The sequence below is a fragment of the Saccharopolyspora dendranthemae genome (genome assembly GCF_007829955.1).
GTDB lineage: Bacteria > Actinomycetota > Actinomycetes > Mycobacteriales > Pseudonocardiaceae > Saccharopolyspora > Saccharopolyspora dendranthemae.
Window position 1 is genome coordinate 251,117 of sequence record NZ_VIWX01000006.1, and the last position, 26,152, is coordinate 277,268.

At 71.1% G+C, this 26,152-nt stretch carries 23 protein-coding genes; 9 read left to right on the forward strand and 14 right to left on the reverse strand.

The window, feature by feature from the left end; all coding sequences use genetic code 11:
* The first annotated feature begins 12 nt into the window (after window positions 1-12).
* Both FHU35_RS25685 and FHU35_RS25690 read left to right on the forward strand, forming a co-directional pair.
* A complete protein-coding gene (locus FHU35_RS25685) occupies window positions 13-441 on the forward strand; it encodes a hypothetical protein (RefSeq protein ID WP_246110574.1) in 429 nt (142 codons plus the stop codon).
* Between the two features lie 83 nt (window positions 442-524).
* On the forward strand, window positions 525-725 hold the full coding sequence (locus tag FHU35_RS25690; protein WP_145744285.1) for a DUF1918 domain-containing protein: 201 nt from the start codon (window positions 525-527) through the stop codon (window positions 723-725).
* Between the two features lie 31 nt (window positions 726-756).
* Here FHU35_RS25690 and FHU35_RS25695 read toward each other — a convergent pair whose 3' ends face one another.
* Entirely contained in the window at window positions 757-1,431 is a 675-nt protein-coding gene (locus tag FHU35_RS25695) for a TetR/AcrR family transcriptional regulator (RefSeq protein WP_145744287.1), read from the reverse strand.
* A 91-nt stretch (window positions 1,432-1,522) separates the two neighbouring features.
* On the opposite strand from FHU35_RS25695, the gene FHU35_RS25700 reads away from it, so the two are divergent.
* On the forward strand, window positions 1,523-2,533 hold the full coding sequence (locus FHU35_RS25700) for a zinc-binding dehydrogenase (RefSeq protein ID WP_145744289.1): 1,011 nt from the start codon (window positions 1,523-1,525) through the stop codon (window positions 2,531-2,533).
* 97 nt (window positions 2,534-2,630) lie between these two features.
* On the forward strand, window positions 2,631-3,467 hold the full coding sequence (locus FHU35_RS25705) for a DUF4253 domain-containing protein (RefSeq protein WP_246110575.1): 837 nt from the start codon (window positions 2,631-2,633) through the stop codon (window positions 3,465-3,467).
* Between the two features lie 19 nt (window positions 3,468-3,486).
* Here the strand turns inward: FHU35_RS25705 and FHU35_RS25710 are convergent, their stop codons facing one another.
* From FHU35_RS25710 to FHU35_RS25720, 3 genes are read right to left on the reverse strand one after another with little or no spacing between them, the layout of a single operon-like run.
* On the reverse strand, window positions 3,487-3,777 hold the full coding sequence (locus FHU35_RS25710) for a DUF3017 domain-containing protein (protein ID WP_145744291.1): 291 nt from the start codon (window positions 3,775-3,777) through the stop codon (window positions 3,487-3,489).
* A 24-nt stretch (window positions 3,778-3,801) separates the two neighbouring features.
* Window positions 3,802-4,653, reverse strand: coding sequence for a bifunctional methylenetetrahydrofolate dehydrogenase/methenyltetrahydrofolate cyclohydrolase (locus FHU35_RS25715; protein WP_145744293.1), 852 nt, complete (start codon window positions 4,651-4,653; stop codon window positions 3,802-3,804).
* Between the two features lie 6 nt (window positions 4,654-4,659).
* Entirely contained in the window at window positions 4,660-5,874 is a 1,215-nt protein-coding gene (locus FHU35_RS25720; protein WP_186459613.1) for an MFS transporter, read from the reverse strand.
* A gap of 328 nt (window positions 5,875-6,202) precedes the next feature.
* On the opposite strand from FHU35_RS25720, the gene FHU35_RS30240 reads away from it, so the two are divergent.
* A complete protein-coding gene (locus FHU35_RS30240; RefSeq protein WP_145744296.1) occupies window positions 6,203-8,716 on the forward strand; it encodes a TNT domain-containing protein in 2,514 nt (837 codons plus the stop codon).
* Between the two features lie 78 nt (window positions 8,717-8,794).
* Here FHU35_RS30240 and FHU35_RS25730 read toward each other — a convergent pair whose 3' ends face one another.
* Entirely contained in the window at window positions 8,795-9,385 is a 591-nt protein-coding gene (locus FHU35_RS25730; RefSeq protein ID WP_145744298.1) for a pentapeptide repeat-containing protein, read from the reverse strand.
* Window positions 9,386-9,427: 42 nt separating this feature from the next.
* Here FHU35_RS25730 and FHU35_RS25735 point away from each other — a divergent pair, with 42 nt between their 5' ends.
* Entirely contained in the window at window positions 9,428-9,778 is a 351-nt protein-coding gene (locus FHU35_RS25735; RefSeq protein WP_145744300.1) for a VOC family protein, read from the forward strand.
* Window positions 9,779-9,831: 53 nt separating this feature from the next.
* On the opposite strand, the gene FHU35_RS25740 is transcribed toward FHU35_RS25735, so the two are convergent.
* On the reverse strand, window positions 9,832-10,293 hold the full coding sequence (locus FHU35_RS25740) for a universal stress protein (RefSeq protein WP_246110576.1): 462 nt from the start codon (window positions 10,291-10,293) through the stop codon (window positions 9,832-9,834).
* A gap of 107 nt (window positions 10,294-10,400) precedes the next feature.
* On the opposite strand from FHU35_RS25740, the gene FHU35_RS25745 reads away from it, so the two are divergent.
* The gene (locus FHU35_RS25745) at window positions 10,401-11,693 is read left to right on the forward strand and encodes an ArgE/DapE family deacylase (protein WP_145744304.1); all 1,293 of its coding nucleotides are present in this window, start codon (window positions 10,401-10,403) and stop codon (window positions 11,691-11,693) included.
* Window positions 11,694-11,959: 266 nt separating this feature from the next.
* Here the strand turns inward: FHU35_RS25745 and FHU35_RS25750 are convergent, their stop codons facing one another.
* The 3 genes from FHU35_RS25750 to FHU35_RS25760 form a co-directional block, all read right to left on the reverse strand.
* Entirely contained in the window at window positions 11,960-15,232 is a 3,273-nt protein-coding gene (locus FHU35_RS25750; protein WP_145744306.1) for an error-prone DNA polymerase, read from the reverse strand.
* Between the two features lie 75 nt (window positions 15,233-15,307).
* Window positions 15,308-16,963: a DNA polymerase Y family protein gene (locus FHU35_RS25755; protein ID WP_186459614.1), complete on the reverse strand. Its 1,656-nt coding sequence runs from the start codon at window positions 16,961-16,963 to the stop codon at window positions 15,308-15,310.
* Window positions 16,964-16,968: 5 nt separating this feature from the next.
* Window positions 16,969-17,676, reverse strand: coding sequence for an SAM-dependent methyltransferase (locus FHU35_RS25760; protein WP_145744309.1), 708 nt, complete (start codon window positions 17,674-17,676; stop codon window positions 16,969-16,971).
* 398 nt (window positions 17,677-18,074) lie between these two features.
* Between FHU35_RS25760 and FHU35_RS25765 the strand changes: the two genes are divergently transcribed.
* The gene (locus FHU35_RS25765; RefSeq protein ID WP_222429497.1) at window positions 18,075-19,127 is read left to right on the forward strand and encodes a helix-turn-helix domain-containing protein; all 1,053 of its coding nucleotides are present in this window, start codon (window positions 18,075-18,077) and stop codon (window positions 19,125-19,127) included.
* A gap of 38 nt (window positions 19,128-19,165) precedes the next feature.
* Window positions 19,166-19,909, forward strand: a complete 744-nt coding sequence (locus tag FHU35_RS25770) for a hypothetical protein (RefSeq protein ID WP_222429498.1) — start codon at window positions 19,166-19,168, stop codon at window positions 19,907-19,909.
* 70 nt (window positions 19,910-19,979) lie between these two features.
* Here FHU35_RS25770 and purH read toward each other — a convergent pair whose 3' ends face one another.
* The 5 genes from purH to sucD form a co-directional block, all read right to left on the reverse strand.
* The gene (purH, locus tag FHU35_RS25775) at window positions 19,980-21,545 is read right to left on the reverse strand and encodes a bifunctional phosphoribosylaminoimidazolecarboxamide formyltransferase/IMP cyclohydrolase (RefSeq protein WP_145744315.1); all 1,566 of its coding nucleotides are present in this window, start codon (window positions 21,543-21,545) and stop codon (window positions 19,980-19,982) included.
* Window positions 21,542-22,135, reverse strand: coding sequence for a phosphoribosylglycinamide formyltransferase (gene purN / locus FHU35_RS25780; protein ID WP_246110577.1), 594 nt, complete (start codon window positions 22,133-22,135; stop codon window positions 21,542-21,544). The genes purH and purN overlap by 4 nt, the downstream gene beginning before the upstream one ends.
* Window positions 22,136-22,306: 171 nt before the next feature.
* Window positions 22,307-23,710, reverse strand: coding sequence for a cell division protein PerM (locus FHU35_RS25785; RefSeq protein WP_145744320.1), 1,404 nt, complete (start codon window positions 23,708-23,710; stop codon window positions 22,307-22,309).
* Between the two features lie 317 nt (window positions 23,711-24,027).
* On the reverse strand, window positions 24,028-25,077 hold the full coding sequence (locus FHU35_RS25790; protein ID WP_145744322.1) for a DUF5336 domain-containing protein: 1,050 nt from the start codon (window positions 25,075-25,077) through the stop codon (window positions 24,028-24,030).
* A 187-nt stretch (window positions 25,078-25,264) separates the two neighbouring features.
* Window positions 25,265-26,149 carry a succinate--CoA ligase subunit alpha gene (gene sucD, locus FHU35_RS25795; RefSeq protein ID WP_145744325.1) on the reverse strand — a complete coding sequence of 295 codons (885 nt, stop codon included), beginning with the start codon at window positions 26,147-26,149 and terminating at the stop codon, window positions 25,265-25,267.
* Window positions 26,150-26,152: the final 3 nt, after the last annotated feature.

Below are 26,152 nucleotides of genomic sequence, written 5' to 3' on the forward strand. Positions count from 1 at the left end.
CCCGGAGGGAAGATGCGAGCTCGAGTGCGTATCGCGGCGGCCGTTCTGTCGCTGCCGCTGCTGGCCGGCCTCGCCGCGTGCGGCGAGATCCAGGAGGCCCAGGAGGGCCTGCAGAACGCCAACCAGCAGCTCCAGGGCGCGCAGCAGAACCTGGACTCCGCCCAGGCCTGCCTGCAGGCGATCAACGCGGCGAACTTCGTGCCCAACTTCGCCGACCCGCAGAAGGCCCAGACCGACGCGCAGGCCAAGGTCACCGAGCTGCAGGAGCTCGCGAACAGCACCGCGGACCAGACGCTCCGGCAGAACCTGCTCGACGTGCAGGACTCGGTGCAGCAGGTGGCCGACGGCAAGGTCGACATCGAAGCCAGCGCGGAGTGGACCTCGGCGCAGCTGGAGAAGTACCAGACCGTCACCACGACCTGCTCGCGCCTGGCCGGCTGATCCGCTCCGGGGTTCACCCGGTCCGCTGACCGAGCCAACTCCGGGGCAACTCCTTAGCCTGGTTCGGGCGGAGGTGATGGCTGATGAGAGCAGTCGTGGGCGACCAGCTGCACGTGCACAGCAAGCACGTGGACGAGGCCGAGAAGTACGCGGAGATCCTGGAGGTCCTCGGACCCGACGGCGAGCCGCCGTACAAGGTCCGCTACACCGACGGGCACGAGGGCCTGGTGTTCCCGGGTTCCGATTGCGTCGTCGAAACCCCCTCGCCTCGTCGAGGCGACTAGGACGGGCCGGTCGCATCTGAAGCGACCGGCCTCACTCCCAGGGTTCGGCCAGCGTCGAATCCACCTCGGCCCGGAACAGCGGTTCCGGGTCGACCGCCATCCCCTCGAAGTGACCGATCACTTCGAGGCTGACCGCGCCGTGCAGGCGCGACCAGGCGCGCACCGCCTTGCGCAGCGCGGGCACCGGCAGCGGCGCACCGCCGCGCCGCTCGCGCCAGGCCACCAGCTGCCGGTCCAGCGCGCTGCTCGGCTCGCCCTCCGGCGCGAGCTCGGCGAGGACGTCCAGGATCGGCCGGAACACGCGGTCGGCGAGCTCGAACGTCTCCGCGGGCGCTTCGTAGCCCGGCACCGGGGTGCCGAAGAGCAGCAGGAAGCGCTGCGGCGCGTCGAGCGCCCATCGCCGGAACCCCATCGCGATCTCGCGGAACCGGTTCTCCGGCGCCTTCCGGCGATGCTCGTGCGCGATGCCCTCCAGCGCTTCGGCGAGGTCGCGGTAGCCATCGGCCACCAGCTCGGTGAGCAGCGCGTCGCGGTTGGCGAAGTAGCGGTAGAGCGCCGGGCCGGTGACGCCCATCCGCTTGGCGATGGCGTTGACCGAGATCCCCGACGGGCCTGATTCGGCGAGCTGCTCCATCGCGACCTGCTTCGCCTCGTTGCGGGTCTGCTCCCGGAACCGCTCGCGAGGACTGCGCGGCACTGCTGACATGTTCCGCCTCCCTTGACACCAGCAGAGTAACAGGCTCATATTTGAGTTAGAGCTTCTTACTTTCGTTTCACTCTGTCACGAAGGAGTCGTCATGTCAGGAACCGAGATCGTGCTCACGGGCCTCGGCGAGGTCGCCGTCCGGCAGGCCCGGACGCCCGAGCCGGAACCGAGCGGTGTCGTGGTTCGCACCGAAGCGGCCGGGGTCGCGTTCGCGGAGGTGCAGATGCGGCTCGGCCGCTACCCCGCCCAGCCCGCGTTCCCGTTCGTCCCCGGCTACGACCTGGTCGGTGAGATCGTCGCCACCGGCGCCGAAAGCTCCTGGCGGGTGGGGCAACGGGTCGCCGCCATGCCGCGCACCGGTGCCTGGGCGGAGCACGTCGCCCTACCCGACCGGGAACTCGTCGAGGTCCCCTCGGACATCGACGCCGCCGAGGCGGTGGCGCTGGTGCTCAACGGCGTCACCGCACGACAGCTGCTGCGCGCCTCCGGAGTCCGAAGAGGACGAACGGTGCTGGTGCACGGGATCGGTGGCGGAGTGGGGACGCTGCTCGCGCAGCTGGCCGTGGCCGACGGAATCCGCGTGCTGGGAACGGCTTCCGCGCACCGGCACGCCGACCTCGCCGACGTCGGAGTGGAGTTGATCGACCACCGCGCGCAGGACGTCGCGGCGAAGGTGACCGAACTCGCCCCGAACGGAGTCGATGCCGTCTTCGACCCGCTGGGGCCGTCCAGCCTCCCGGCGTCCTGGCGACTCCTCGCCCCCGGCGGAACGCTGGTCAGCTACGGGAGTTCGGCGACGCTCAACGACTCAGGCCCGTGGTGGCGGCCCTACCTGGGGATCACGCGTCTGCTGGCCGGGTGGGAGATCGGCCGGCTGCTCGGCAGGACCCGCGGTCGTCGCGCGCGGCTGTACTACGTGCGACCGGGCGAGCAGTTCCGCGCCGACCTGGCCGAGCTGTTCCGGGCCGTCGCCAGTGGACGGTTGCGCCCGCTGGTCGCCGAACGCCTGCCGCTGGAGAACGCCGAACAAGCGCTGGACCTGCACCTGTCCGGCAAGAAGACCGGCCGCATCGTTCTGCGGCCCGGCTCGCCGAGCACGTGAAGCCCGAAATGTTAGCTGGTTTGCACCATCCCGGGCTCCCACGAGAGGCCCCGCGTCCTTAAGGTGGTTCAAACGGGAATCGCTAGGAGGCTGTGAAGTGTTGCAAGACGACCGGGACGCGGGGGCGCCGGCCGATCTTCCTGCGATTTTCGGCATCGGTTCAGGGCTTTCCACGGAGCTGCCACCCGGCGAGATCCTCACCGAGCGGATGTCGATGGCCGCGTACCCGACACCGCTGTGCTGGATCAGCCTCGACACACCGGGACCGCAACTGGCCGCTGCGCTGCGCTCCGAGCACCGGCGCAGCGGCTTGTGGCCGCTCCTGCTGTGCGACAGCGACGAGACCTTCGGCGAGCGCTGCACCGTCGGCGTGACCGCACCCGAACCGCTGGAGCACATCGACCGCTGGCGCGTCTACGACGTCATGGTGCGGATCTGGGACGGGCTGGTGCAGGCCGACGACGAGCTCGGGCCCGCGTACGACCTGGACGTCCTGGCGCCCTTCGACTACTCCTGCCCCGGCCCGGCCCCGGCGGGGAACCTGCTGGCCGACCCGGACGTGCTGGCCAACCAGCAACTCCCGAAGATGGTCAACGCCGACACCCGGCTGGCGCTGGTGCCCGTCAAGCGCGGCGCCGACGTGCTGACGGTGCTCGGCTGGTCCGGGGCCGCCAACCACGTCTCGCGCACCGCCGGGCTCTCGGCGATGGTGCGCAGCTGGGAGGAGCGCTTCGGCGCCCGCATCCTCCGGCTCGGCCCGGACCGCCTGGACATGAGCGTCGCCGCCCCGCCGCAGACGGCCCAGCACGCGGCCGGAGTGGCCGCTGAGCACTGGACCTTCTGCCCCGACCGGATCCTGCAGGAGACCGGCTCGATCTCGGCGTACGCCGCCGAGATCCGCGGCCGCCGCACGTGGTCCTTCTGGTGGGACTGACCGCAGCAGGGGCGGTCCGTCAGCCGAAGAGGCCTGTGATGGTCATGGCGACGGAGATGATGACCACGCCGAAACCGCTGTAGAGCAGGATGTCCACCACGCGGCTGCGGATGGCCAGCAGGCCCGCCCGCTCTTCCGGGATCACCGCGCGCAGACCGGCCGCGACCAGCAGCGCCAGGCCGAGCACGACCGTGCCGCGACGCCAGTGCTGCAGGGCCACCATCAGGAATCCGATCAGCCCGATGCCGCACACCAGGCCGAACGGCACGTGGATGGACAGGCGGGACCTGTCCGGGATCCAGTCGCTCACGTTCCTCCAGTCCCGGGGCCGGGCTCAGCCCAGGTTGCGCTCGGCCGCCTCGACCACGTTGGTCAGCAGCATCGCCCGCGTCATCGGGCCCACACCACCGGGGTTCGGCGACCGGAAACCGGCGACCTCCGAGACGTCCGGGTGCACGTCACCGGCCAGCCCGTCGTCGGTGCGGGTGACGCCCACGTCGAGCACCGCTGCGCCCGGCTTGACCATGTCCGCGGTGATCAGGTTCGGCACGCCCGCGGCGGCGACCACCACGTCCGCGCGCGAGATCTCCGAGCCGAGGTCCTTCGTGCCGGTGTGGCACAGGGTCACCGTGGAGTTCTCGCTGCGGCGGGTCAGCAGCAGGCCGATCGGGCGGCCCACGGTGATGCCGCGGCCGACGACCGCGACGCGCGCGCCGTTGAGCTCGACGTCGTGGCGGCGCAGGAGCTCGATGATGCCGCGCGGGGTGCACGGCAGCGGAGCTTCCTCGCCCAGCACCAGGCGACCGAGGCTGATCGGGTGCAGACCGTCGGCGTCCTTCGCGGGAGCCATCCGCTCCAGCAGCGGGCCTGCGTCGAGGTGCTTGGGCAGCGGGAGCTGCACGATGTAGCCGGTGCACTCGGGATCGGCGTTGAGCTCGTCGATCACCGCCTCCACCTCAGCCTGGCTGACGTCGGCGGGCAGGTCCTTGCGGATCGACTTGATGCCGACCTTCGCGCAGTCGTTGTGCTTGGCGCGCACGTAGGACTGCGAACCGGGGTCGTCTCCGACCAGCACCGTTGCCAGACCCGGGGTCTTGCCCTGCTCGGCGAGCCGGGCGACGCGGGGTCGCAGCTCGTCGAAGATCGCGTCCTTGGTGGCCTTGCCGTCGAGAATCGTCGCGCTCACAGCTGCTCATCGTGGCAGATCGTCCACCGCTCGACCTCGCCGGTCCGCAGTTGCCTCCACCACTTCTGCCGCCGGCGTCAGCGTCCCGGTCCGCCTCAGGTGCAGCAGCACCACGCCGAAGGCGGTCACCAACAGCGCAGCGCAGGTCGCTCCCGCGGCCGCCGGCCCGCCGAGATCCAGCATCGAACCGGCCAGCGGACCTGCCACCGCGATGCCCGTCGTGCCCGCGGTGGACGCCCAGCCGAACGCCTCGCCGCGCCGCTCCGGTGGCGCCAGGTCCGCCAGCCTGCCGTTGGCAGCGGCCAGCAGCGGTGCGATCGCCGTGCCGCCGAGCGCCAGCACTGCCCCGATCGCCCACGGCGAACCGGCCGACACCGGCGGCAGCACCGGGACCACCGCGCACAGCCCGAGCGCGCAGAAACCGGAGCGAACCCACAGCCGGGACCGGGGGAATCCGCCCATCACCAGACCCCCTGCCAGCGAGCCCACGGCCCAGGCCATCGCCATCACCCCGGCCAGTCCCGGTTCGCCCCGTTCCCGCGCCCAGCCGACGAGGACCAGGTCCATCGAGACCAGCGCGCCGACGCTCAAGCTGAAGAAGCACAGCATCGACACGAACCCGCGCACCCGCACCACACCGCCCGACGACCCCGGATCACCCGAGCCCAGGCCACCGCGGATCCCCGCACGCCACAACGCCGCCGCGAACAGGCCCGGCCCGATCAGCGCCCAGGTCGCCAGGACGACCAGCGCCGCCGAGGGGCTCCACGCCGCCACGACGAACGTGGCCAGCATCGGCGCCACGACGAAGAGCAGTTCCTGCAGCGTGGCCTCGACCGCGTAGGCCGCCTCGCGGGCCTCGCCGTGGGCGATCCGCGGCCACATCGACCGCGCCACCTGCCCCAGCGGCGGCGACGCGAGACCCGTGGCCAACGCAGCGAACAGCATCAGCCACCAGCGCGCCCCGTCGACCCAGTGCGCGATCGCGATCATCGCCGCGAACCCCGCTGCCTGGAAGAAACCGCTCACCACCAGCACTTTCGCGACCGAGGTGCGGTCGGCCGCGCGGCCGCGCACGGGCCCGGCGATCGCCTGACCGATGGTCATCGAGGTGCACACCGCGCCACCGATCGCGTACGAGCCGGTCCACTCGGCGATCAGGAACGTCAGCACCATCACCTGCGCCGGGATGTAGAGGCGCGCGAGCAGACCGGAACTCATCAGTGACGGAGCGTGTGGGACGGCAGCCAGCAGCCGGTAGGGACGCAGCACGTGATAACTGTGTCGTTCGGCACTGACGTACCGCTACTGGTTTTCCGGGCCCTTCGTTGATCCAATACACCTGGTGGTGTGATGTTCATCGGCGGTTTCAGCAGGCAAGCTCTGGGGCGAGATCACCGACCTCACCCGGGGTGATCTTGAAAACCGCCACAAGACGATCACCGGCGGCGCGGATGTCACACACAGCGCACAACGCCGGGCCCGCGTCGAGTAGCGTTTCGGCGGGGTGGAGTCGGGTTGCCTCGTCGAGAGGGGGAGGATGTCACCCATGTCGCGTCCGACAGCGATCAGTCCAGAAGAGCAGGAGCAGATCGCCCGCAAGATCGGTGTTCTGCTCTTACAAGGCGCTCCTGAGGACTGGCAGGAGATCACGGTGGAGTACCGCGCCACCGGCGAATACACCGACCTGCTGGGTGAGCTCACCGCGCAGGACGGCAGTTCACGCTCGCTCGAGCCGCCGACAGAGCTGCGCGAGATCTTCGAGCGCCTGCGTGAGGGCATGTACCGCCCCGACGTGGGCACCTGGTTGAGCGCGCTCTACGTGGTCGAGCGCCCGTCCAGTTACCGAATCGATATCAACTTCGACACCGAGCCTCAGTGGCAGCGGCCGCTGCCCCGCGCGGCCTACGTCGACGAGCTCCGCCGCTACCCGCGGTCCGAGGACAACATCCCGGACTGGATGCAGGAACGGGTCGACGGCACCTCGAACCCGCAGGCCGAGGACGCACCCGTGGTGCCAGACACGGTCGCCGGTCTCGAGGAAGAAGCCGGCTTCTCCTCCGACACCATCGGCTCCGGTCGCTTCCGGATCACCAGCGTCTTCGACGACGTCGACGACGAGGGCCGCCCGGTCGTGTCCGACCGGCGCCCGGTGCCCGCCGACGAGATCGGCGCGCTGCGGCAGTACCTGGAGAACGCTCCGGTCGTGCTGGCCTCGCGGGAGAACGAGGAAGACCACTTCGACCCCGAGCGCGCCCAGTCCGTCCCGGGCACCTGGCACACCGACGGGACCTGGTTGTGGCCGGGTTCGGTGGCCTACTACCTGGCCCAGTACGGCATGCCGCCGGAGACCGCACTGGTCGAGCACGTCCGCAGCCGCGGTTTCACCGTCGGCGACGTCGACGACGAGACCCGCGAGGCGGCCGTCAGCGAACTGGTCGACCAGCCCGACGACCTGCCCGCCGAGGAGCCCGAACCCGAATCCAACGGTGCAGTGCTCGCCGCTGGTGCCGGTGCCGGCGTCGCTGCGGGTGCCGCCGCAGTCGGGGCCGCCACGTCCGGGTTCTTGTCGGACGAACCGGAGGACGACGACTTCTACGAGCCGTTCGAAGACGAGACCGCTTCTGCGGCCTCGGGTTCCCGGCACGTGCTCGACGAGGAGGACGACGCTCCCGACGCTCAGGAAGTGCTGGCACAGCTGCACGACCGGCTGACCGACTTCCAGATCGACAGCGATTCCTACCGGCTGGGCAGCCGCAGCGCGGACGCCCACTGCCTGGTGCAGGACGGCGAGGACTGGGTCGTCACGGGTGCCGAGGACGTCCGGTTCGCCCGCGTCGACCACGCTGCCGCGTACCTGCTCGGCCAGCTGCTGATGGAGCGTCCGGCCGCGTCGGCTCCGGCCGCCGCTGCCGCTCCGGTCGTGCCGGAGATCCCGGACCTGCCGCAGCGCGGCGCACCGGAAACCGATCTCCCGCAACGCGGTCAGCAGGAACCGGCCGACCTCCCGCAGCGCACCCCGGAGCCCGCCAGCGAGCTCCCGCAGCGCACGCCGGAATCGGCCGACCTCCCGCAGCGCGGTCAGCAGGAACCCGCTGACCTCCCGCAGCGCTCCCCGGAACCGGCCGCTGAGCTGCCCAAGCGCAGCCCGGAACCCTCGTCGGAGCTGCCGCAGCGCACGCCTCAGGCGTCGGAACTGCCCCAGCGCGCCGCGCGCGAGCCGGAGCAGTCCGGACCGAGCACGGGTGGCAACCCGCTGTTCACGGCGAACCAGGAATCCGCACCGGCTGCACAGGAGCCCGCACCGCAGGCCCCGCCGTCGCCGCCCGCCGAGGAGCCGACCCGGTTCCAGCCGGCGCCGTCGATGGAGCGTCCGCCGCAGGCTCCCCAGGCTCCGCCGTCCCCGCCCGCGGGGACCCCGGCGCAGCCGCAGGCCGGTGGCGCTCCGGGCTCGAACCCGCTGCCCAAGCGCCAGCCGCGCCGGGACAGCAATGCCCCGGTTCCCCCGTCCGCAGGCCCCGCGCAGGGTCCGGCCGGAGGTGCTGAGCGCCGTCCCGGTCCGAGCGGGCCCGGCATGGCCGGTCCGCAGCGGCAGGGTCCGCCGCCCGGGCCGCCGCGTCCTCAGCAGGGTCAGCCCCCGCAGGGTCAGCCGCAGGGTGCGCCGAACGGCCAACCGGCCAACGGTCAGCCCCCGCAGGGCCAGCAGGGTCAGCAGATCCAGCCGCTCAACGGCGAACCGCCGCTGACGCTGTACCGGGACCGCCGAATCGTCATGCTGCAGCCGGGCACCGAGCTGGACCGCTTCGGTGAGCCCAACGGCAACGTGATGTACACCGTGCGCACCCCGTACACGCACCGCTCGCTGCCGCCGCAGTGGTCCAACCGGGCCTACGCGGCCTACCGGGTGCAGCGCCCGATCCAGGCGCTGCGCGGAACTGCGGTCGCGTGGTTCGAGCAGCCCGGTGGCGGCACGGCGTTCGTGCTCCCCGCGGCCGTCAGCGATCTCCTCGCCGACGGCACGCTCGCGGAGATGCCGTCGAACGAGCGCCCGCCCATGGAGTGAGAACCCACGTGAGAGGGCCCCTTTCCCGCTTCGGGAAGGGGCCCTCTTTCGTTTCCCGGCTTGAGCCTGCGCGGTGGCTCAGTCGAGGTGCAGGCCGTGAGCCGCGGCGAAGGAGAGCGCGAGCGTGGTGTCGACCCGGGCGCCGCGCAGGTGGGCCTGGACGAGCGCATCCGCGTCGAGGCGGGCGTCCCGGAGATCCGCGTTGTTCAGGCGGGCGCCCAGCATCCGCGCGCCGGTGAAGTCGACCTCGCCGAGGTCGCAGCCTCGGAAGTCGCACTCGGTGAGGTTGGCTTCCCGGAAGCGCGCCCCGTGCAGGTCGACGTCGCGCAGGTCGCAACGCCCCATGGCGACCAGGGTCAGGTCCGTTTCCCGGAACTTCAACGAGCGCAGCCTGCAGTCGGTGAAGCTGGAGCCGAGCAGGCTGCAGCCGTCGAAGCTGCTCTTGCCGAACACCGTGCGGTCGAACTTGCAGGACCGGAACGCGGTGGCGACGTGCTTCGACCCGTTGAGGTCGGTTCCGGTGAAGTCGCAGTCGGTGAACACGCAGTTGCGGGTGCTCAGGCCGGTCAGGTCCGCATCGGTGAACACGCATTGCTCGAAAGCCCTGCCGGACCACTCCTGATCCGTCAGGATCGCGTCCTGGAAGTCCTCACCGAGCGCGCTCGTCATGAACCCACCCTGGCACGAGCGCCCGACAACGCCGGAGGCGCCATGCAGATCCGCCGAGTGGTCCCCAACATCAAGACCGCCGACATCGCGGCCACGCGCGATCACTACGTGCGGGTGCTCGGTTTCGAAGTGGTGATGGACATGGACTGGATCGTCACGCTCTGCGCCCCGGACGAGCGGATGCACCAGATCAGCCTGTTCACGGAGGACGCCACGGCCCCCGAGCACCCGGACATCTCCGTCGAGGTGGACGACGTCGACGCGGCCTACGAGGTGGCGTTGCAGCAGGGGGTGGAGATCGTGCACCCGCTGACCGACGAACCGTGGGGCGTGCGGCGGTTCTTCCACCGCGATCCGAGCGGCACCGTCGTGAACACCCTGTCGCACCACTGAGTACTAGTAGCGGGTGGCTTCGCGCAGCGGTTCCGCCCCGGGGACGCGACGGCCTACGGGACGACGACGACCGGGCGGACCGCCTCCACGACCAGCGTCGCGGGGACCGTGCCGAGCAGACCGCCTCGCCTGCGCGAGCGGCCGACGACGATCAGGTCGGCGCGGTACTGCTCGGCGACCTGCTCCAGGCCCACCGCGGGGTCGCCCCGGTGGTGCACGAAGTCCCAGTCGATGTCCACCCACTTGAGGTGCGACACGACCTCCTGCTTGAGCTCTTCGACCAGGGATTCGGCGGCTTCGCTGGCGACCGCGACGCCCATCGGCGACCAGTAGGCGACGCCGCCCACCGCCTCGACGTAGACGAGCACGAGGCGCGCGCGCTCACGCCGGGCGAGACCCGCCGCCCAGGCTGCGGCGTGGAAGCTGGCCGGGCTGCCGTCCATGCCGACGACGATGCCGCCCAGACCGTCCTTGCCGATCTCGAATTCACGCTTGGTGCTGTCGGCTTCGGCCACGCGGGAATGGTACTCAGTGCCCGGCCGCTGCGAACCCTTCACCGGGGTGCGAGGCGATTCGTGCGCGCGTCTTCACCGCTGCGGGACGGCGCGTTAGGTTCGATCGCGTGACCGAAACCCGGCCCCTCACCGAGGCCCGCCCCCGCACCGAGGCCGAGCACCGCGCGCTGGACGCCGTGGACGTCGACGGCCTCGTCGACGAGCTCCGCGAGCTGGTGGCGATCCCCAGCGTCGGTGGCAGCACCGCCGAGCACGACGCCCAGCAGTGGTGCGCCGATCGGCTCGCCGCACTCGGCCACCGCGTCGACCACTGGCGCATCGACGTCCGAGAACTGTCCGAGCAACCCGGTTTCCCCGGCCAGGAGGCCGACCGGGACGAGGCGTACGGCTGCGTGGGCACCAGCGGCGAGGGCGACCCGGCGCTGGTGTTCTGCGGGCACACCGACGTGGTGCCGCCCGGCGACCTGAACCGCTGGCCGGACCGCGATCCGTACGCGCTGCGCGTCTCCGACGGCATCGCCGCGGGCCGCGGCACCTGCGACATGAAGGGCGGCGTGGTGGCGTTCCTCGGCGCCCTGCGCGCGCTGCGCAGCGCGGGCGTCGAGCTGGCCCGTCCGGTCGCGGTGCACGCCGTCGCCGGCGAGGAGGACGGCGGGCTCGGCGCGTTCGCGACGCTGCAGCGCGGGCACCGGGGCGAGGCGTGCGTGATCGCCGAACCGACCCAGAACACCATCGTGGCGGCCAACGGCGGTTCGCTGACGTTCCGGCTGGAGATCCCCGGGCAGAGCACGCACGGGTCCACCCGCTACCGGGGCGTCAACGCGCTCGACAAGCTGGCCGGGTTGCTGCCGGTGCTGCGCGAGCTGGAGACCCGGCGCAACGTCGATCCCGATCCGCTGGTGGAGCACCTGGAGATCCCGTACCCGTTGTCGGTCGGCACGGCCCGCGTCGGCGACTGGGCCAGCACCGTCCCGGATCTCGCGGTCGCCGAGGGCCGCTACGGCGTGCGGCTGGGCGAGTCCGTCGAGCAGGCCAAGACCGAGTTCGCCGCCGCCGTCGCCGAAGCCTGCGCCGCCGATCCGTGGCTGGCCGAGCACCCGGTCCGGGTCACGTGGCCGGGTGGCATCTTCGCCAGCGGCCGGTTCCCCGAAGGGCACCCGCTGCTCGACGAGACGGGCGAGGCGATCATCGCCGCCGGCGGCCCCGCCCCGGAGGTCGTGGGCGCCCCCTACGGCTCGGACCTGCGCCAGTACGCAGCGACCGGCATGCCGACGCTGCAGTACGGCCCGGGCGACGTCCGCTACGCGCACGCCGACGACGAGCACGTCAGCATCGCCGACCTGGAGCAGTGCACCCGCACCTTCGCCCTACTCGCCATCCGCAGATGCGGAATCGCATAAGCCCCAAGCACCGAAGGTGCTTTCTCACCACACCACCCGACCAACCCACGTCAGGCAAGCGGCGAAGCAGCTTTCTCACTGCCCCACCCGAGCAACCGGCACCGCCGCGGGTTCTGAGCGGCTCTCTGGTGAGGACAGCCGAAGCGCCGCGTATCCACTCATACTCAAGTCTCGGATCCCGGAGCCAGAGAGCCGCTCAGGTTCCGCTACCCGCACCGCCACGCAACAAGACCACAGAGCAGTGTCAGTGAAAGTCGCGGTAGTTGTCAGTGGAAGTCACGAGATTCTGACGGAACTCGAATGTCGAGCTTCTGCAACCGATCCGCCCGCAGATTCACCACCGACTCCGTCCGCTCCACCACCCCGCGCACCAACAACGCCGCGCTGGTCCGCCCGACCTTCCGATACCGGGCCCACAACCCGGGCGAGCAGACGACGTTGACCGTTCCGGTTTCGTCCTCCAGGTTCAGGAACGTGATCCCGCCGGCGGTGGACGGCCGCTGCCGGTGCGTCACGGCCCCACCCACCAGCACTCGGGTCCCGTGCTCCACTTCGGACAGACGTGCGGCCGGAAGTGCGCCGAGCTCGTCGAGCCGGGCTCGGACGAACTGCAGCGGGAAGCTGTCCGGCGACACCCCTGTCGCCCACACGTCAGCCGCCGCCTTCTCGACTCCGTCCATCCCGGGCAGGGCCGGGGCGCCCGGCGAAACGGTGGTGCCGGGCAGCCGGTCTGGTCGTTCGCGAGCCGCCGCCGCGGCGTTCCACAGCGCTTCGCGCCGGGTCAGGCCGAAGCAGTCGAAGACCCCGCCGGTGGCCAGCGCCTCCATCTGCGGTGCGTTCAGCCGCACTCGCCGCGCCACGTCTGCCATGTCGGCGAACGGCCCCCGCGCCGCGCGCTCGGCGGTCAGCTCCTCCGCGAGGTCTTCACCGAGCTTGCGCACCGACGACAGGCCGAGCCGGACGGCCTGACCGCCGGTGCTGGCCGGCTCCGGTTCCAGGTCGGCGTGCACGCGGCTGGCGTTGATGTCCGGACCGCGCACCACCACGCCGTGCCTGCGCGCGTCAGCGACCAGTGATTGCGGCGAGTAGAAGCCCATCGGTTGCGCTTTGAGCAGTGCCGCGCAGAACGCCGCCGGGTAGTAGCGCTTGAACCAGGCGCTGGCGAACACCAGCAGCGCGAAGCTCAACGCGTGGCTCTCCGGGAACCCGTAGTTGGCGAAGGCCAGCATCCGCTGGTAGATGTGCTCGGCCAGGTCTTCGCCGATGCCGTTGGCGGCCATGCCCTGGAAGAGCCTGTCGCGCAGTCGTTCCATGCGTTCCGCGGAGCGCTTGGCGCCCATGGCCCGGCGCAGCTGGTCGGCTTCGGACGGGCTGAACCCTGCGACGTCGACGGCAAGCTGCATCAGCTGCTCCTGGAACAGCGGGACCCCCAGGGTCTTCTGCAGCGCGCCCTTCATCAGGGGGTGGTCGTAGTCCCAGTCCTCCTCGTCGTTGCGGCGCCGGATGTAGGGGTGCACCGATCCGCCCTGGATGGGGCCGGGCCTGATCAGCGCGACCTCGACGACCAGGTCGTAGAACTCGCGGGGTTTGAGCCGGGGCAGCGTGGCCAGCTGCGCGCGGCTCTCCACCTGGAACACCCCGATCGCGTCGGCTCTGCAGAGCATCGCGTAGACCTCCGGGTCGGAGAGGTCCAGCTCACCGAGGTCGACGTCGAGGCCGTGGTGCTCGCTGGTCATGTCGATGGCGTAGTGCAGCGCGGAGAGCATTCCCAGACCGAGCAGGTCGAACTTGACCAGCCCGACGGTGGCGCAGTCGTCCTTGTCCCACTGCAGCACGGTCCGACCGGGCATCCGCGCCCACTCCACCGGGCACACCTCGCTGACCGGCTGGTGGCAGATCACCATGCCGCCGGAGTGAATCCCCAGGTGCCGGGGGAAGCCCATCAGATCGTCGGCGAGTTCGCGCACCGCGGAGGGGATGTCGGAGTCCGCGGGCAACGGGCCCCAGTGCTCGATCTCCTTGCTCCAGGCGTCCTGCTGACCGGGCGAGTAGCCGAGCGCGCGGGCGACGTCGCGCACCGCCGACTTCGGCCGGTAGCCGATGATGTTGGCGACCTGCGCGGCGTGCGTGCGGCCGTACTTGGCGTAGACGTACTGGATGACTTCCTCGCGGCGGTCCGACTCGATGTCGATGTCGATGTCCGGCGGCCCGTCCCGTTCCGGGGCGAGGAACCGCTCGAACAGCAGCTGGTAGCGCACCGGATCGGCGTTGGTGATGCGCAGCGCGAAGCACACGGCGGAGTTCGCGGCCGATCCCCTGCCCTGGCACAGGATCCGCTCCTTCCGGCAGAAGTCGACGATGTCGTGCACCACCAGGAAGTAGCCGGGGAATTCGAGCTCCTCGATCACCGCCAGCTCGTGCTCGATCTGCCGGTAGGCATCCGGCGCCGCTTGCGGCGGCCCGTAGCGCTCGAGCGCGCCGAGGTAGGACAGCTCGCGCAGGTGGCTGGCCTCGGTGTGGCCGGGCGGCACGTCGAACGGCGGCAGCTGCGGGACGACCAGGCTCAGGTCGAAGGCGAAGGACTTGCCCAGCTCGGCGGCCCGCTGCACCGCACCCGGGTAGCGGGCGAAGCGCTCGGCCATCTCGACACCGGAACGCAGGTGGTTGCCCGCCCAGGCCGGCAGCCACCCGTCCATGTCGTCCAGGCTGCGCCGCGCCCGGACGGCCGCGACGACGCTCGCCAGCCGGGCGCTCTCCGGCCGCGCCAGGTGCGCGCCGGTGGAGGCAACCGTGGACAGCCCGGCGCGGTCGGCGAGCTCGGCGAGGGCGTCGTTGCGCGCCGAATCGGTGGGCAACCCGTGGTCGGTGAGCTCGACGGTGACGTGGTCGCGGCCGAAGAGCCCGACCAGCCGGTCGAGTTCGGCTGCCGCCGCGTCCGTCCCCCCGGCCGCCAGCGCCGCCTGCACAGCGCCCTTGCGGCAGCCGGTGAGCACCTGCCAGTGCCCGGCCGAGTCGGCGGCCAGCTCCTCCAGCCGGTACTCCGGACGGCCCTTCTCCTCGCCGCGCAGCTGGGCCGTGCTGATCGCCCGGCACAGCGAGGCGTAGCCGTCGAGGTCGCGGGCCAGCACCAGCAGGTGCCCGCCCTCGGGGTCGGGGATGCCGTTCTGCGGCTGGGTGAGCCCCAGGCTCAGCTCGGCGCCGAACGCCGTCCGCACGTCGTGTTCCTTGGCCGCCTCGGCGAATCGCACGACGCCGTAGAGCCCGTCGTGGTCGGTGAGAGCGATCGCTTCCAGGCCGAGTTGCGCGGCCTCCGCGATCAGCTCCTCGGGGTGCGCGGCACCGTCGAGGAAGCTGAAGTTGGAGTGCGCGTGCAACTCGGCGTAGGGCACCCGGTCGCCGGTCGGGGCCGGAGCCCTTCCGCCCGCGCGCTGCTCGACGCGCGGGCGTGACGACGGTCCGTCGTCACGGCGCGGCGTCATCCTGCCGGAGAGCGCCTTCTCCAGCTCCGACCAGCTCTGGGGCGGGTTGAACCAGCTCATGGGACTAGTGAACTCCTGTTCGAAAGGTCAGCGCTACTGAACTGCCGGATGTGCACTCGAACGAGTGTTCGTCAATTACCGGTAGGTGCCCTGCACCCACCAGTCGCCGCGCTCGTGCACCAGGAGCAGCGCCACTTCACCGGAATCCTCGTCGGCGGAACCCGCTTCGTCCTGCACCAGCACGACCTGGAGCCGGACCAGGGCACGCGGCGGGGCGTGCGACTCCGGAGCGGTCTGACCGGAACCACCGGCCAGCAGGTCCACCCACCAGCGCTCGGTCACCGGCCACGGGCCGGCCCACCCGGCCACCGCGCGAGACCTGCCACCACCGACCTCGACCCGGTGCGGCGCGGCGGAGAGCCCCATCCGGCCGGTGATCCACACCGATTCGCCCGACTCGTCGAGCACCCGAGCCGGCCACGGCGCACCCGGCACCACCGTCGGCGAGGGAGCCGGGATCCGTCCCGGCCAAGGCGGCTCGGCGGGGAGCCCGGCGCGCCGCTCATCGCCCCACGGCACGAATCTCACCTGGTCGCGCGGGTCCCGGCCGCCGCCGAGGACACCGGTCAGCACCGACTCCGGGCCGAGCATGCCCTGCACCCGCGCGAACGCTCTGCCCGCTCGCGCAGCGGCCTCGCCGGTGGCAGCGCTGAGCAGGTCCAGCTGCAGCCCTCCCGCGCCGACGACCTCTTCGGGGCGCAGGCTCAGCTCGTCGAGGCCGGCGGTGGGGCGGCCCTTGCGGTTGCGGCCGTTGAGCCATCCGTCGAGCTGCCAGCGGACCCGGTCGGCGGTGGCGGCCGGTGTCAGCGGCTCCGCGCAGCGCCAGATCCGGTGCAGCTCCTCGCCGTTGCCGGTGCGGGCCGAGATGCCCAGCCGGGTGCAGGCCAGCCCGAGATCGCCCAGCTTGGCGTGCAGTTCGTCGGCGAGCGCCTTGGCCACGAACGCGGCCCGGTCCACCCGGTCCACCGGCGGGTCGAGCTCTTCGGTGACGACCAGCTCGGGCGGCGGTCGCCGCCGCTTCACCGGACGCTCCTCCTGCCCCGCCGCCGCCCGGTGGGCCAGCAGCGCGGCGGGGCCGAACCTGGTCGCCACGTCCGCGCGACCGAGCCCGGCGAACTCACCCAGGGTGCGGATCCCCAGCCTGCGCAGCAGGTCCACGAGCTCCGGCTGCTGGGCCGCCTGCTTCTGACCGAGCCGGTCGGCGAGCTGCTCGACCTCCTCGATCGGCAGCGGAGCGAGGAACTCCCGGCTGCCACCGGGTTCGACGTGCCGTGCGTGCCGGGCGGCGAGGATCGCGGCGAACAGCCCGTCGGCCACGCCGATCCGGCACTCGACGCCGGTCTGCGCGTCGATCTCGTCGACGAGCTTCTCCGCGGCGACCTCCTCACCGCCGAAGTAGCGGGCAGGCCCCCGCGCCGGCACGGCGACCAACCCCGGCCGGACGACCTCCACTCCGGGGACCAGCTCCTCGACCGCGGTCACGACCGGCTCGAAGAGCCGCACGTCTCGCGACGGATCGTGGTCGCAGACAACGAGTTCCGGACACCGGCCCTGCGCTTCGCGGCGGCGCATCCCCCGGCGCACACCGCTCTCCCGGGCTGTCGCCGAGCAGGCGACGACCCGGTTGGCGGCGAAAACCGCTGCGGGGACGAGCGGTTCGAGTTCGGCAGCGCGCGCAGCGGCCACCACCGGCCAATCCGGGCACCACACGACGATCCTGCGGGCGGACACGTCATTCACCCCGTCACCGCCCGCAGGTGAGCCCGCGCAGCAGGACGCTCCTCGACCGCCGCGATCGACCCGTCGTGAGACGGCAGCAGCAACTGGCAGGAGCGCGGCCTCGACGCCGCACCACGCCCTTCGGAGTGCACCGTGACGTCGCGTTCCCGCAGATGCCCGTGCCCATGACCGAGCCCGCGCCAGCGCGCGCCGGAGCAGCGCAGCTGCACCTCCGCGCCGGGCCAGCGGCCGAACGGCAGCAGCACAGAACCACGGTTGCGCGCCCGCGCGGAGAGCCTGCGGGCATCAGCGTCGAGCACCTGACCGGTCTTGCCGACCACGACCAGGTCGACACCGTCCAGCAGCGCGGCGATCACGCCCGCCGGGTCGGAACCCGGCTGCGGCACCACCGCGAGCCGGTCCAGCGACACACCGGTCTCAGCGGCGGCCACCAGGTTGATGCCGGGCAAGCCCACCACGGCCGCCCAGGAACCGTTCGCCGTCGCTTCCGCCAGCAGCGCGAAGAGCAGCGACACCGAACCGTGCACCGCCACCGTGCTGCCACGGCGCAAACCTGGCCATGGCAGCACGGCGGCGAGTTCCGCCCGCGTCGGCAGCACCCGGCCCGCACCCGGGACGCCGCCCGCCTCGACGCGCGGCACACCCACGGACACCCCGTCAGCCGTGGGCGCGCTCAGCGTCGCCGAAGACACCGTCGCGGACATCGCCGCCTCCCCACATACGTGACCGCGGTGGGTGCCCGACCCCGGCGCGGGCACCCACGAACACAGCCGCTGCGGGGAAGGCAGCGGTGGAGTCAGCGCTGCGCCTGCACCCGGACCACAGCGCCGAACTCCATCGGAGCGGCCGACCCCGACACCGGCCGTTTCCGATCTCGAACCTCAGTTCGAATAACCTTATTCAACCCCCGTCGGGACACCCCGTCAAGAGGCATAGCCAGATTGAGTGAACATTCGTTCGAAATCAGGGTGTTTGCGCTGGTCATCACTACACTTGATGTTGCCGTAGCGGCCCGCCGGAGCTCACAGCTTGCCGAGGAGCCGTTTCTCCAATTACCTTGTTTCCCGACATGGGAAACACAACATATCGAGAAACAGCCATGGTGAGCGATGCACTCGAGCGCATCGCCGAGCTGCTGCCCGCCTCATGGCGTCTCGACGAGCGCCCGGGCAAGCACGACCGCCGCTTCGACGCGTTCGTCGAACTCGTCGGCCCGAACGAGACGAGGGTTCCGTTCGTCGCGGAGGTCAGGCGTTCCGGGACGGTATCGACATCCCTGCTCATCTCGGCCCTCCGTGAGCTGAACCGCGTGAGCGGCCTGCCCGTGCTGCACCTGTCGGACTACATCGGACCGGCGCTGCGCGATGCGCTGACTTCCGAAGGCTTCAGCTTCGCCGACGCCACCGGCTGGGTGCGGTTGACCTCTGCCGAGCCACTCGTCCTCCTCACCGGACAAGGTGCCGCACGTTCACCGCGCACCCCGCGGACCAGCGCGGTCACCAGGCTCAACGGGATCGCCGGGAACCGGATCATCCGCGCCTTGGCAACTGCGGACCTCCCAGTGGGTGTCCGCGGCTTGGCAGGCCTCGCGGGGGTTTCACCCGGTTCGGTTTCCAAGCTCCTGATCACCTTGGCCTCAGAAGGCATCATCGACCGGGGCGAGAACGGCACCGTTGACGCAGTGCGCCGACGAGCGCTGCTGCGGCGTTGGACGAGTGACTACTCCTTCGCGACCGCCAATTCCTCCGTGGGCTACTTCATCGCGCCACGAGGTCTGGACCGGACCCTCGCTCGGCTGGCGGATCAGGACGACGTGGCCATCACCGGTTCAGCTGCTGCGCGCAGGCTGCTGCCGGAGTCGTTGACCTCCGTGGTTCCGATGCGCCTGCTGGCGATCTACGCCGCACGTCCAGCGGAACTGGTCAGCGCTCTCGGACTGATCGAGGCAGACCCGACGACTGCGAACGTCGTCATCGCAAGGCCGTTGGACCCCGAGATCTTGGCCCCACCCGATGAAGACGACCTCGCAACAGCACCCCTCCCGCTCGTGATGGCGGACTTGCTCACCTTGGCAGGCCGATCCGATGCCGAAGCGGAGCAGCTCATGGACGCGTTCCTGACGGCCGACGAGAAGCACGCGGAGGAGCGGCGGTGAACGACCTCGCTCCCGAGTACGTGGTCGCGCGGAGAGTGTTGCTCGACGCCCTCACCGCGCTCGACGGCCACCTCGACAATCTCGTGCTCGTCGGTGCCCAAGCGGTCTACCACCACAGTGGATCAGCTGATCTCAACGTGCCGTTGATGACCACGGACGCGGATCTGGCCGTCAACACCCACGAGCTCGCTGACGTGCCGGAGATCGGCGGGCTCATGCGGGCCGCAGGATTCAATCCCGGGCCGAATCCTGGACATTGGTTGGCGATGAACGGCGTTTCCGTCGATCTGATGGTGGTGCCGTGCCAAGCAGGCACGACCAAAGCCTCGGCCCGGGCGGCGCGGATCGCTCCGCACGAGAAGCTCACAGCCCGAATCGCTCCTGGGCTCGAACCCGGCGAGGCCAGGACGTGCGATCTCCGGGTGGCTGGACCGGCGGCGCTGCTGACGGCGAAAGCCATCAAGATCGGGGAGCGGCTGGGCCAAGCCGGTCGGCAGCCTGATCGCCTCAAGGAAAAGGACGCCCTCGATGTCTTCCGAGTGCTCCAGGCCGTTGAGGTCCCGGACCTCGTGCGTGGATTCGCGAAGCACCGGGAAGACGAACACGCGGCCTCCTCGACCGACCAGGCACTCGCCCTCTTCCACGAGTGCGGGACGACTCCGCAAGGACTGCTCGCGCAGCTCGCTGCCTCTGCGTCTCAGGGCGATCCAGTCGTCGCCCCATCCTTCGCCGCCCTCGTGAACGACCTGCTCACCGCTGTGAATTCGTTCAGCCCCAGGTAGCCCGGGCACCCGGGAGAAGCGCGACGGGCCCCCGGACTCGGAAGTCCGGGGGCCCGTTCGGGGACTCGCGTCAGTGGGCGAAGTGCCGGGTGCCCGTCAGGTAGACCGGGACGCCCGCGGCCTCGGCAGCCGCGATGACCTCGTTGTCGCGGACCGAACCGCCCGGCTGGACCACGGCGCGCACACCGGCGTCCAGCAGGACCTGCAGGCCGTCCGGGAACGGGAAGAAGGCGTCCGAAGCGGCCACCGAGCCCTTGGCCCGGTCAGCGGCGCGGGACACCGCCAGGCGAGCCGAGTCGACCCGGTTCACCTGGCCCATGCCCACACCCACGGTGGCACCACCGTCGGCGAGCAGGATCGCGTTGGACTTCACCGCGCGGCAGGCCCGCCAGGCGAACTTCAGGTCCGCCAGCGTCGCCTCGTCCACCGGCGAACCCGTCGCCAGCGTCCAGTTCTCCGGAGCATCGCCCTCGGCGTCGATGGCGTCCGAACCCTGCACCAGCACGCCGCCGGAGATCGCGCGCATCTCGACCCGGCCGGTCTGCGGCGGCTGGGCCGTCAGGATGCGGATGTTCTTCTTCTTGTTCAGCACGTCCACCGCGCCGTCGGCATAACCGGGTGCCACCACGACCTCGGTGAAGATCTCCGCGACCTGCTCGGCCATCGCCACCGACACCTCGCGGTTGGTGGCGATCACGCCGCCGAAGGCGCTCACCGGATCGCACTCGTGCGCCTTGCGGTGCGCGGCGGCGATGTCGTCGCCGACCGCGATGCCGCACGGGTTGGCGTGCTTGATGATCGCCACGCACGGCTCGTCGTGGTCGTGGGCGGAACGCCACGCGGCATCGGCGTCGACGTAGTTGTTGTAGGACATCTCCTTGCCGTGCAGCTGCGCGGCAGCGGCGAGACCGGTGGCCTCCCCGCCCGAGACGTACAGCGCGGCCGGCTGATGCGGGTTCTCGCCGTAGCGCAGCGCCGAGCGGCGCTGCCAGGTCTCACCGATCCAGCCCGGGAACGCGGAGTCGTCACCGGTCGGGACCTTGCTCATCCAGGACGCCACCGCCACGTCGTAGGACGCGGTGTGCCGGAACGCCTCCGCGGCGAGCTCGACCCGGTCGGTCATGCTGAAGCCGCCCTGGCGGACCTCCTCGAGGACCCACTCGTAGCGGCTCGGGTCGACCACGACGGCCAGGTTGGCGTGGTTCTTCGCCGACGCGCGCACCATCGCCGGACCACCGATGTCGATCTGCTCGATCACCTCGTCCTGCGTCGCGCCCGAAGCCACCGTCTGCACGAACGGGTAGAGGTTGACCACCAGCAGGTCGAACGGGGCGATGTCGAGGTCGGAGAGCTGCTGGGCGTGCTCCTCGCGGCGCAGGTCGGCCAGCAGACCGGCGTGCACCCGCGGGTGCAGGGTCTTGACCCGGCCGTCCAGCGCCTCCGGGAACCCGGTGAGCTCCTCGACGGGCGTCACCGGCACACCCGCATCAGCGATCGCGCGCGCAGTGCCACCGGTGGAGACGATCTCCACCCCGGCCCCGTGCAGCCCGGTGGCCAGCTCCAGCAGGCCCGACTTGTCCGACACGCCGATCAGCGCGCGGCGAACCGGACGCCGCTCGTGGGAGTTCGCGGTCACGGGATACTCACCTTCCGTCCCTGCACGGTCCACCCGTGCAACGCCAGCTTTTGAAGAGTGCCGACCAGCAGCCGTCGCTCGACGGCCTTGATCCGCTCGTGGAGGCTCGCCTCGTCGTCATCGGGCAGCACCTCGACGGCTTCCTGGGCCAGGATCGGCCCGGTGTCCACACCGGCGTCCACCACGAACAGGGTGCAGCCGGTGACGCGGACTCCATACTCCAGCGCGTCCCGCACCCCGTGCATACCGGGGAACGAGGGAAGCAGCGCGGGATGGCTGTTGAGGTACCGGCCGTCGAAGCGGGCCAGGAAATCGGCCCCGACGAGCTTCATGAACCCGGCGGAGACCACCAGGTCCGGCTCGTGCTCGGCGCAGGCCTCCGTCAACGCGCTGTCCCACTCCTCGCGGGAGGAGTGGTCGCCGACCTTGCGGACGAAGGTCGGGATGCCGGCGCGCTCTGCGCGGGCCAGCCCCTCGATCCCGTCGCGGTCAGCGCCGACCGCGACCACCTCGACCGGGTAGTCGGATTCGCTGGTGGCGTCGAGCAGGGCCTGCAACAAGGTGCCGGAACCGGAGACGAGGACGACCACCCGCGCCGGGGCAGCGGTCGTGATCCGGTTCGGATGTGCGGCGGTGCTCGGCTGGTCGGGCGTACTCGGGTTCAGCGTTCGCTCCTGACATGCCTCGGCACGATCTCCCCCGCAGCGTAAGACCTGGTTGCGGGGTCGGCTCCGGCAGGGGCCGAGCGTGTGGCGCAGCGCTCACCGCCCGTCGCGAGAGGCGGACTCCTCGTCGTCGGGCTCGGCGTCGAACTCGGCGGCGGCGACCTCGGAAGCGGAGTCCGCTCCAGCGTCGGATTCCTGTCGGGCGGACGGGATTTCGGCGATCAGATCGTCGAGGTCGGTGTAGTCGAAGTCCTCGTCCTGCTCGGCCTGCTCCGGTTCTGGATCGATGTCCTCGTCGAACACGTCGGTGGCGAAGGCGCTCAGCGCCGGGTCGTCCGGCTCCTCCGCGCCGCCCAGCCAGGTCATCGCCACCGCCGGGACCACGAGCCAGCACAGCGTCGTCAGGCCCAGCCTCAGCGGGTGGAACGAGACGTCCCCGATCGGGCCGTTGCCGAGCCGGCCACCGGCGATCACCGCCAGCACCAGCACCGCCAGGGCGGCCACCGCGGCCGCGACCAGCACGACCACCAGCCGGCGGCCCAGCGGACCGGGAACGCGCCTGGCGACCAGCCCCATCGCCATTCCCACCAGCAGCGGGAGGAGGAGCACCGCTGACCACCACACGGCCGCACCCGCGCTGGGCAGCACCGCCAGCAACGGCAGGTCCGGCAGCTTTCCCGGCGTGTGCTGCCACGGCTGAACGACCTGGGGACCGAGGGAGAACCCGCTGCCCGTGACGAAGGACCAGCCGGCCAGCACCGCGTTCGGCAGGTACAGCAGCGAGAGCACGGTGGCACCGACGGCGTCGCCCGCTCCGCCCATCCGCGCCATCGAATCGACCATCTCGGGAGCGGACACCACGATCGCGGCGAGCAGCACGCTCGCGCCGACCGCGACCACGATGGCGATGGTCAGCAACCCGATCCGCAGGCCCGTCCACACGTAGGCGTCGGTGAGCTCCCACAGCAGGTAGAACAGGCCGCACCGGTTGGCGACCCCGGCGGTCGCGGCGACAGCGGCGGTCAAGCCGCAGCTCAGGAACGCCTCGACCGGGACCGCGCTGAAGGGATCGACCAGCAGCAGCGCGAACAGCGCGCCGACGCACGCGTGCACCAGGGCCATGGTCGCGATGACCGGCCACGCCTGGTCCGGGCGGCGCAGCCGGCACCGGCGGGCGACGTGCGCCGAGGCGACGGCTACCAGCAGCACCACCCCGATGGTGGGCAGCATCGGCAGCACGCTCAGCGGCGCGCCCGAGATCACCAGCGGCGACTGGTACAGCATCAGCCAGCCGGGCATCGCGGCCATCAGGATCAGCAGCGGGTCGAAGCTCGCCTCGCTGGCGATTCCGACCACCAGGGCGAGCAGCGCGGCCACGGCGAAGAACCCGATCAGCGGCACCGCGCCGACGACGGCGATGAACAACCACCGGCGCAGACCCGCCCTCCGATCGGCACTTCCGGCGGCCACGACGTGGGGAATCGGATCCAGCGCAGACACGCGACCGAATGTCGCACCACCACTGCTCCGAACGGCCCCGAACACGCCAGCGGCTCCGCCCATCGGGCGACGGCCCTGGCCCCTGCGCCAGTTGTGGTCCGAACCGACCGGACATACCCGACAACGATCACGGCCGAGTCGGACCAGAGCTGCTCCATCACGAGCGCCACCGCTCGGGACGCCCCGGGCCATCGCCCAGTTTTAGTCCAAACTGAGCCGACATTTCGGACATGATCATGGCTCGGTTTGGACTAAAACTGGGACCTGGCGACGTCACGGCCCCCAGCCGAGGTCAGGCCGGGCAGGGGTTCGTGGGGTCAGAAGGTGGGTGGGTTGGCGCCTGGGTGGGGCATCTGGCGGGTTCCCTGCGGGCCGCCGCTCTTGTCCTGATCCGGGTTCGGTTGCTGCCGCGACGGCTGACCGCTCAGCGGTTGCGGGGTGCCCTGCGCGGCCGGCTGCTGGGGCTGGCCGTTGTGCTGCTGCGCGCCGGACTGCTGCGGTTGGCCGGACTGCTGCGCGCCGTTGTGCTGCGGCTGGCCCGACTGCTGACCCGCCGGCTGGGGCTGGCCGGACTGCGCGTTGTGCTGGGGCTGGGCGCCGTTGTGCTGCTGGGGCTGGCCCGCCTGCTGGCCGGGTTGCGGGAGTGGACCGGACTGGCTCGCGGGCCTGGGGGTGTCGGGGTTGACCGCTGAGAAGCCGTCGGACGAGGGGTTCCAGCCGCCGGGAGGGGAGGCGGGAGCCGACTGCTGCGGGGCCGGGGGCTGCTGAGCGGGCTGGCCACCGCTGGCCGGGTTCCACGGCGGCGGTCCGCCGAACTTCGCACCGGGAGCGGGTTGCCCCTGCGGGCTCCAGCCCGGGGCGGGGCGCGCACCACCGGGCCCACCAGGACCTCCGGGGCCGCGAGGGCCGGGCTGGCCCTGCGGGAACCGCTGACCCTGCGGATGGGGGCTCGAACCGCCCGCCGGACCCGACGAGCCCGACTTGATCACACCACCCGCGATCAGCAGCACGGCGAGCACCGAGCCCAGCTGCGCGAGCGCCAGCACCATCAGGACCGAGACCAGACCCGACGCGGTGTTGCGGATGACGTCCTGCAGCAGCGCCAGCGAGGCGTAGGCCGACAGCGGCACGGCCACGAACAGCGCGTCCGGCGTCTTGGGCACGAACCGCAGGCCCGCGAGCACCGCGGACGCGATCAGGCCGAAGCCGGCCATGCTGCCCATCAGGGCGCCGACGCCGTCGTCGAAGAACCCGAGCAGGTAACCGACGGCACCGGCCCCGGCGGCGACCAGCGCCAGGATTTCTCTCAGCTCGAACGACCCACGACGCCCGTCTGCGTTCGACTGTTGCGGATATGGCGCGGACATGGCTGGATCCGACTCCTCGAAGGCACTCGATCGGGCGTGCTGATCGACGGTACCGAATACCGGCGGTCCGCAGGGCGGCCCGGCTGTCTTGCTCCGCGCCGATGGGCGAAAGTCCCCGGGAAAGCCGTCGGGGCCGGGTCCCCGGAGGGAGCCCGGCCCCGAAGGACGCACGAGGTCGTTGCGGGTCTCAGCCCTTGACGATCTCGCGCATCAGGTTGGCGGTCTCGCTCGGCGTCTTGCCGACCTTGACGCCCGCGGCCTCCAGGGCCTCCTTCTTCGCCGAGGCGGTGCCCGACGAGCCGGAGACGATGGCGCCCGCGTGACCCATGGTCTTGCCCTCCGGCGCGGTGAAGCCCGCGACGTAGCCGACCACCGGCTTGGTGATGTTGGCCTTGATGTAGTCGGCCGCGCGCTCTTCGGCGTCGCCACCGATCTCACCGATCATCACGATGGCAGCGGTCTCCGGGTCTTCTTCGAAGGCCTGCAGCGCGTCGATGTGGGTGGTGCCGATGATCGGGTCACCACCGATGCCGACGGCGCTGGAGAAACCGATGTCCCGCAGCTCGTACATCATCTGGTAGGTCAGCGTGCCCGACTTCGACACGAGACCGATCTTGCCCGGGCCGGTGATGTCGGCCGGGATGATGCCGGCGTTGGACTTGCCGGGGGAGATGATGCCGGGGCAGTTCGGCCCGATGATCCGGGTCTTGTTGCCCGTGGCGTTGGCGTGCGCCCAGAAGTAGGCCGCGTCGTGCACCGGGATGCCCTCGGTGATGACCACGGCCAGGCCGATCTCGGCGTCGACCGCCTCGACGACGGCGTCCTTGGCGAACTTCGGCGGCACGAAGACGACCGACACGTCGGCGCCGGTCTCCTTCATCGCCTCCTGAACGCTGCCGTAGACCGTGAGCTCCTTGCCCTCGATCTCGACGGTCTGCCCGGCCTTGCGGGCGTTGACACCGCCGACGATGTTGGTGCCGGAGCGCAGCATGCGAGCGGTGTGCTTGGTGCCCTCAGAGCCGGTGATGCCCTGAACGATCACCTTGCTGTTTTCGTTGAGGAAGATAGCCATATC

Coding starts and splice junctions, on each gene's coding strand:
- FHU35_RS30240 (WP_145744296.1), top strand. CDS start 6,203: ATGTCGCGTCCGACAGCGATCAGTCCAGAAGAGCAGGAGCAGATCGCC.
- FHU35_RS25730 (WP_145744298.1), bottom strand. CDS start 9,385: ATGACGAGCGCGCTCGGTGAGGACTTCCAGGACGCGATCCTGACGGAT.
- FHU35_RS25695 (WP_145744287.1), bottom strand. CDS start 1,431: ATGTCAGCAGTGCCGCGCAGTCCTCGCGAGCGGTTCCGGGAGCAGACC.
- sucD (WP_145744325.1), bottom strand. CDS start 26,149: ATGGCTATCTTCCTCAACGAAAACAGCAAGGTGATCGTTCAGGGCATC.
- FHU35_RS25690 (WP_145744285.1), top strand. CDS start 525: ATGAGAGCAGTCGTGGGCGACCAGCTGCACGTGCACAGCAAGCACGTG.
- FHU35_RS25750 (WP_145744306.1), bottom strand. CDS start 15,232: ATGAGCTGGTTCAACCCGCCCCAGAGCTGGTCGGAGCTGGAGAAGGCG.
- FHU35_RS25700 (WP_145744289.1), top strand. CDS start 1,523: ATGTCAGGAACCGAGATCGTGCTCACGGGCCTCGGCGAGGTCGCCGTC.
- FHU35_RS25735 (WP_145744300.1), top strand. CDS start 9,428: ATGCAGATCCGCCGAGTGGTCCCCAACATCAAGACCGCCGACATCGCG.
- FHU35_RS25685 (WP_246110574.1), top strand. CDS start 13: ATGCGAGCTCGAGTGCGTATCGCGGCGGCCGTTCTGTCGCTGCCGCTG.
- FHU35_RS25760 (WP_145744309.1), bottom strand. CDS start 17,676: ATGTCCGCGACGGTGTCTTCGGCGACGCTGAGCGCGCCCACGGCTGAC.
- FHU35_RS25720 (WP_186459613.1), bottom strand. CDS start 5,874: ATGAGTTCCGGTCTGCTCGCGCGCCTCTACATCCCGGCGCAGGTGATG.
- FHU35_RS25790 (WP_145744322.1), bottom strand. CDS start 25,077: ATGTCCGCGCCATATCCGCAACAGTCGAACGCAGACGGGCGTCGTGGG.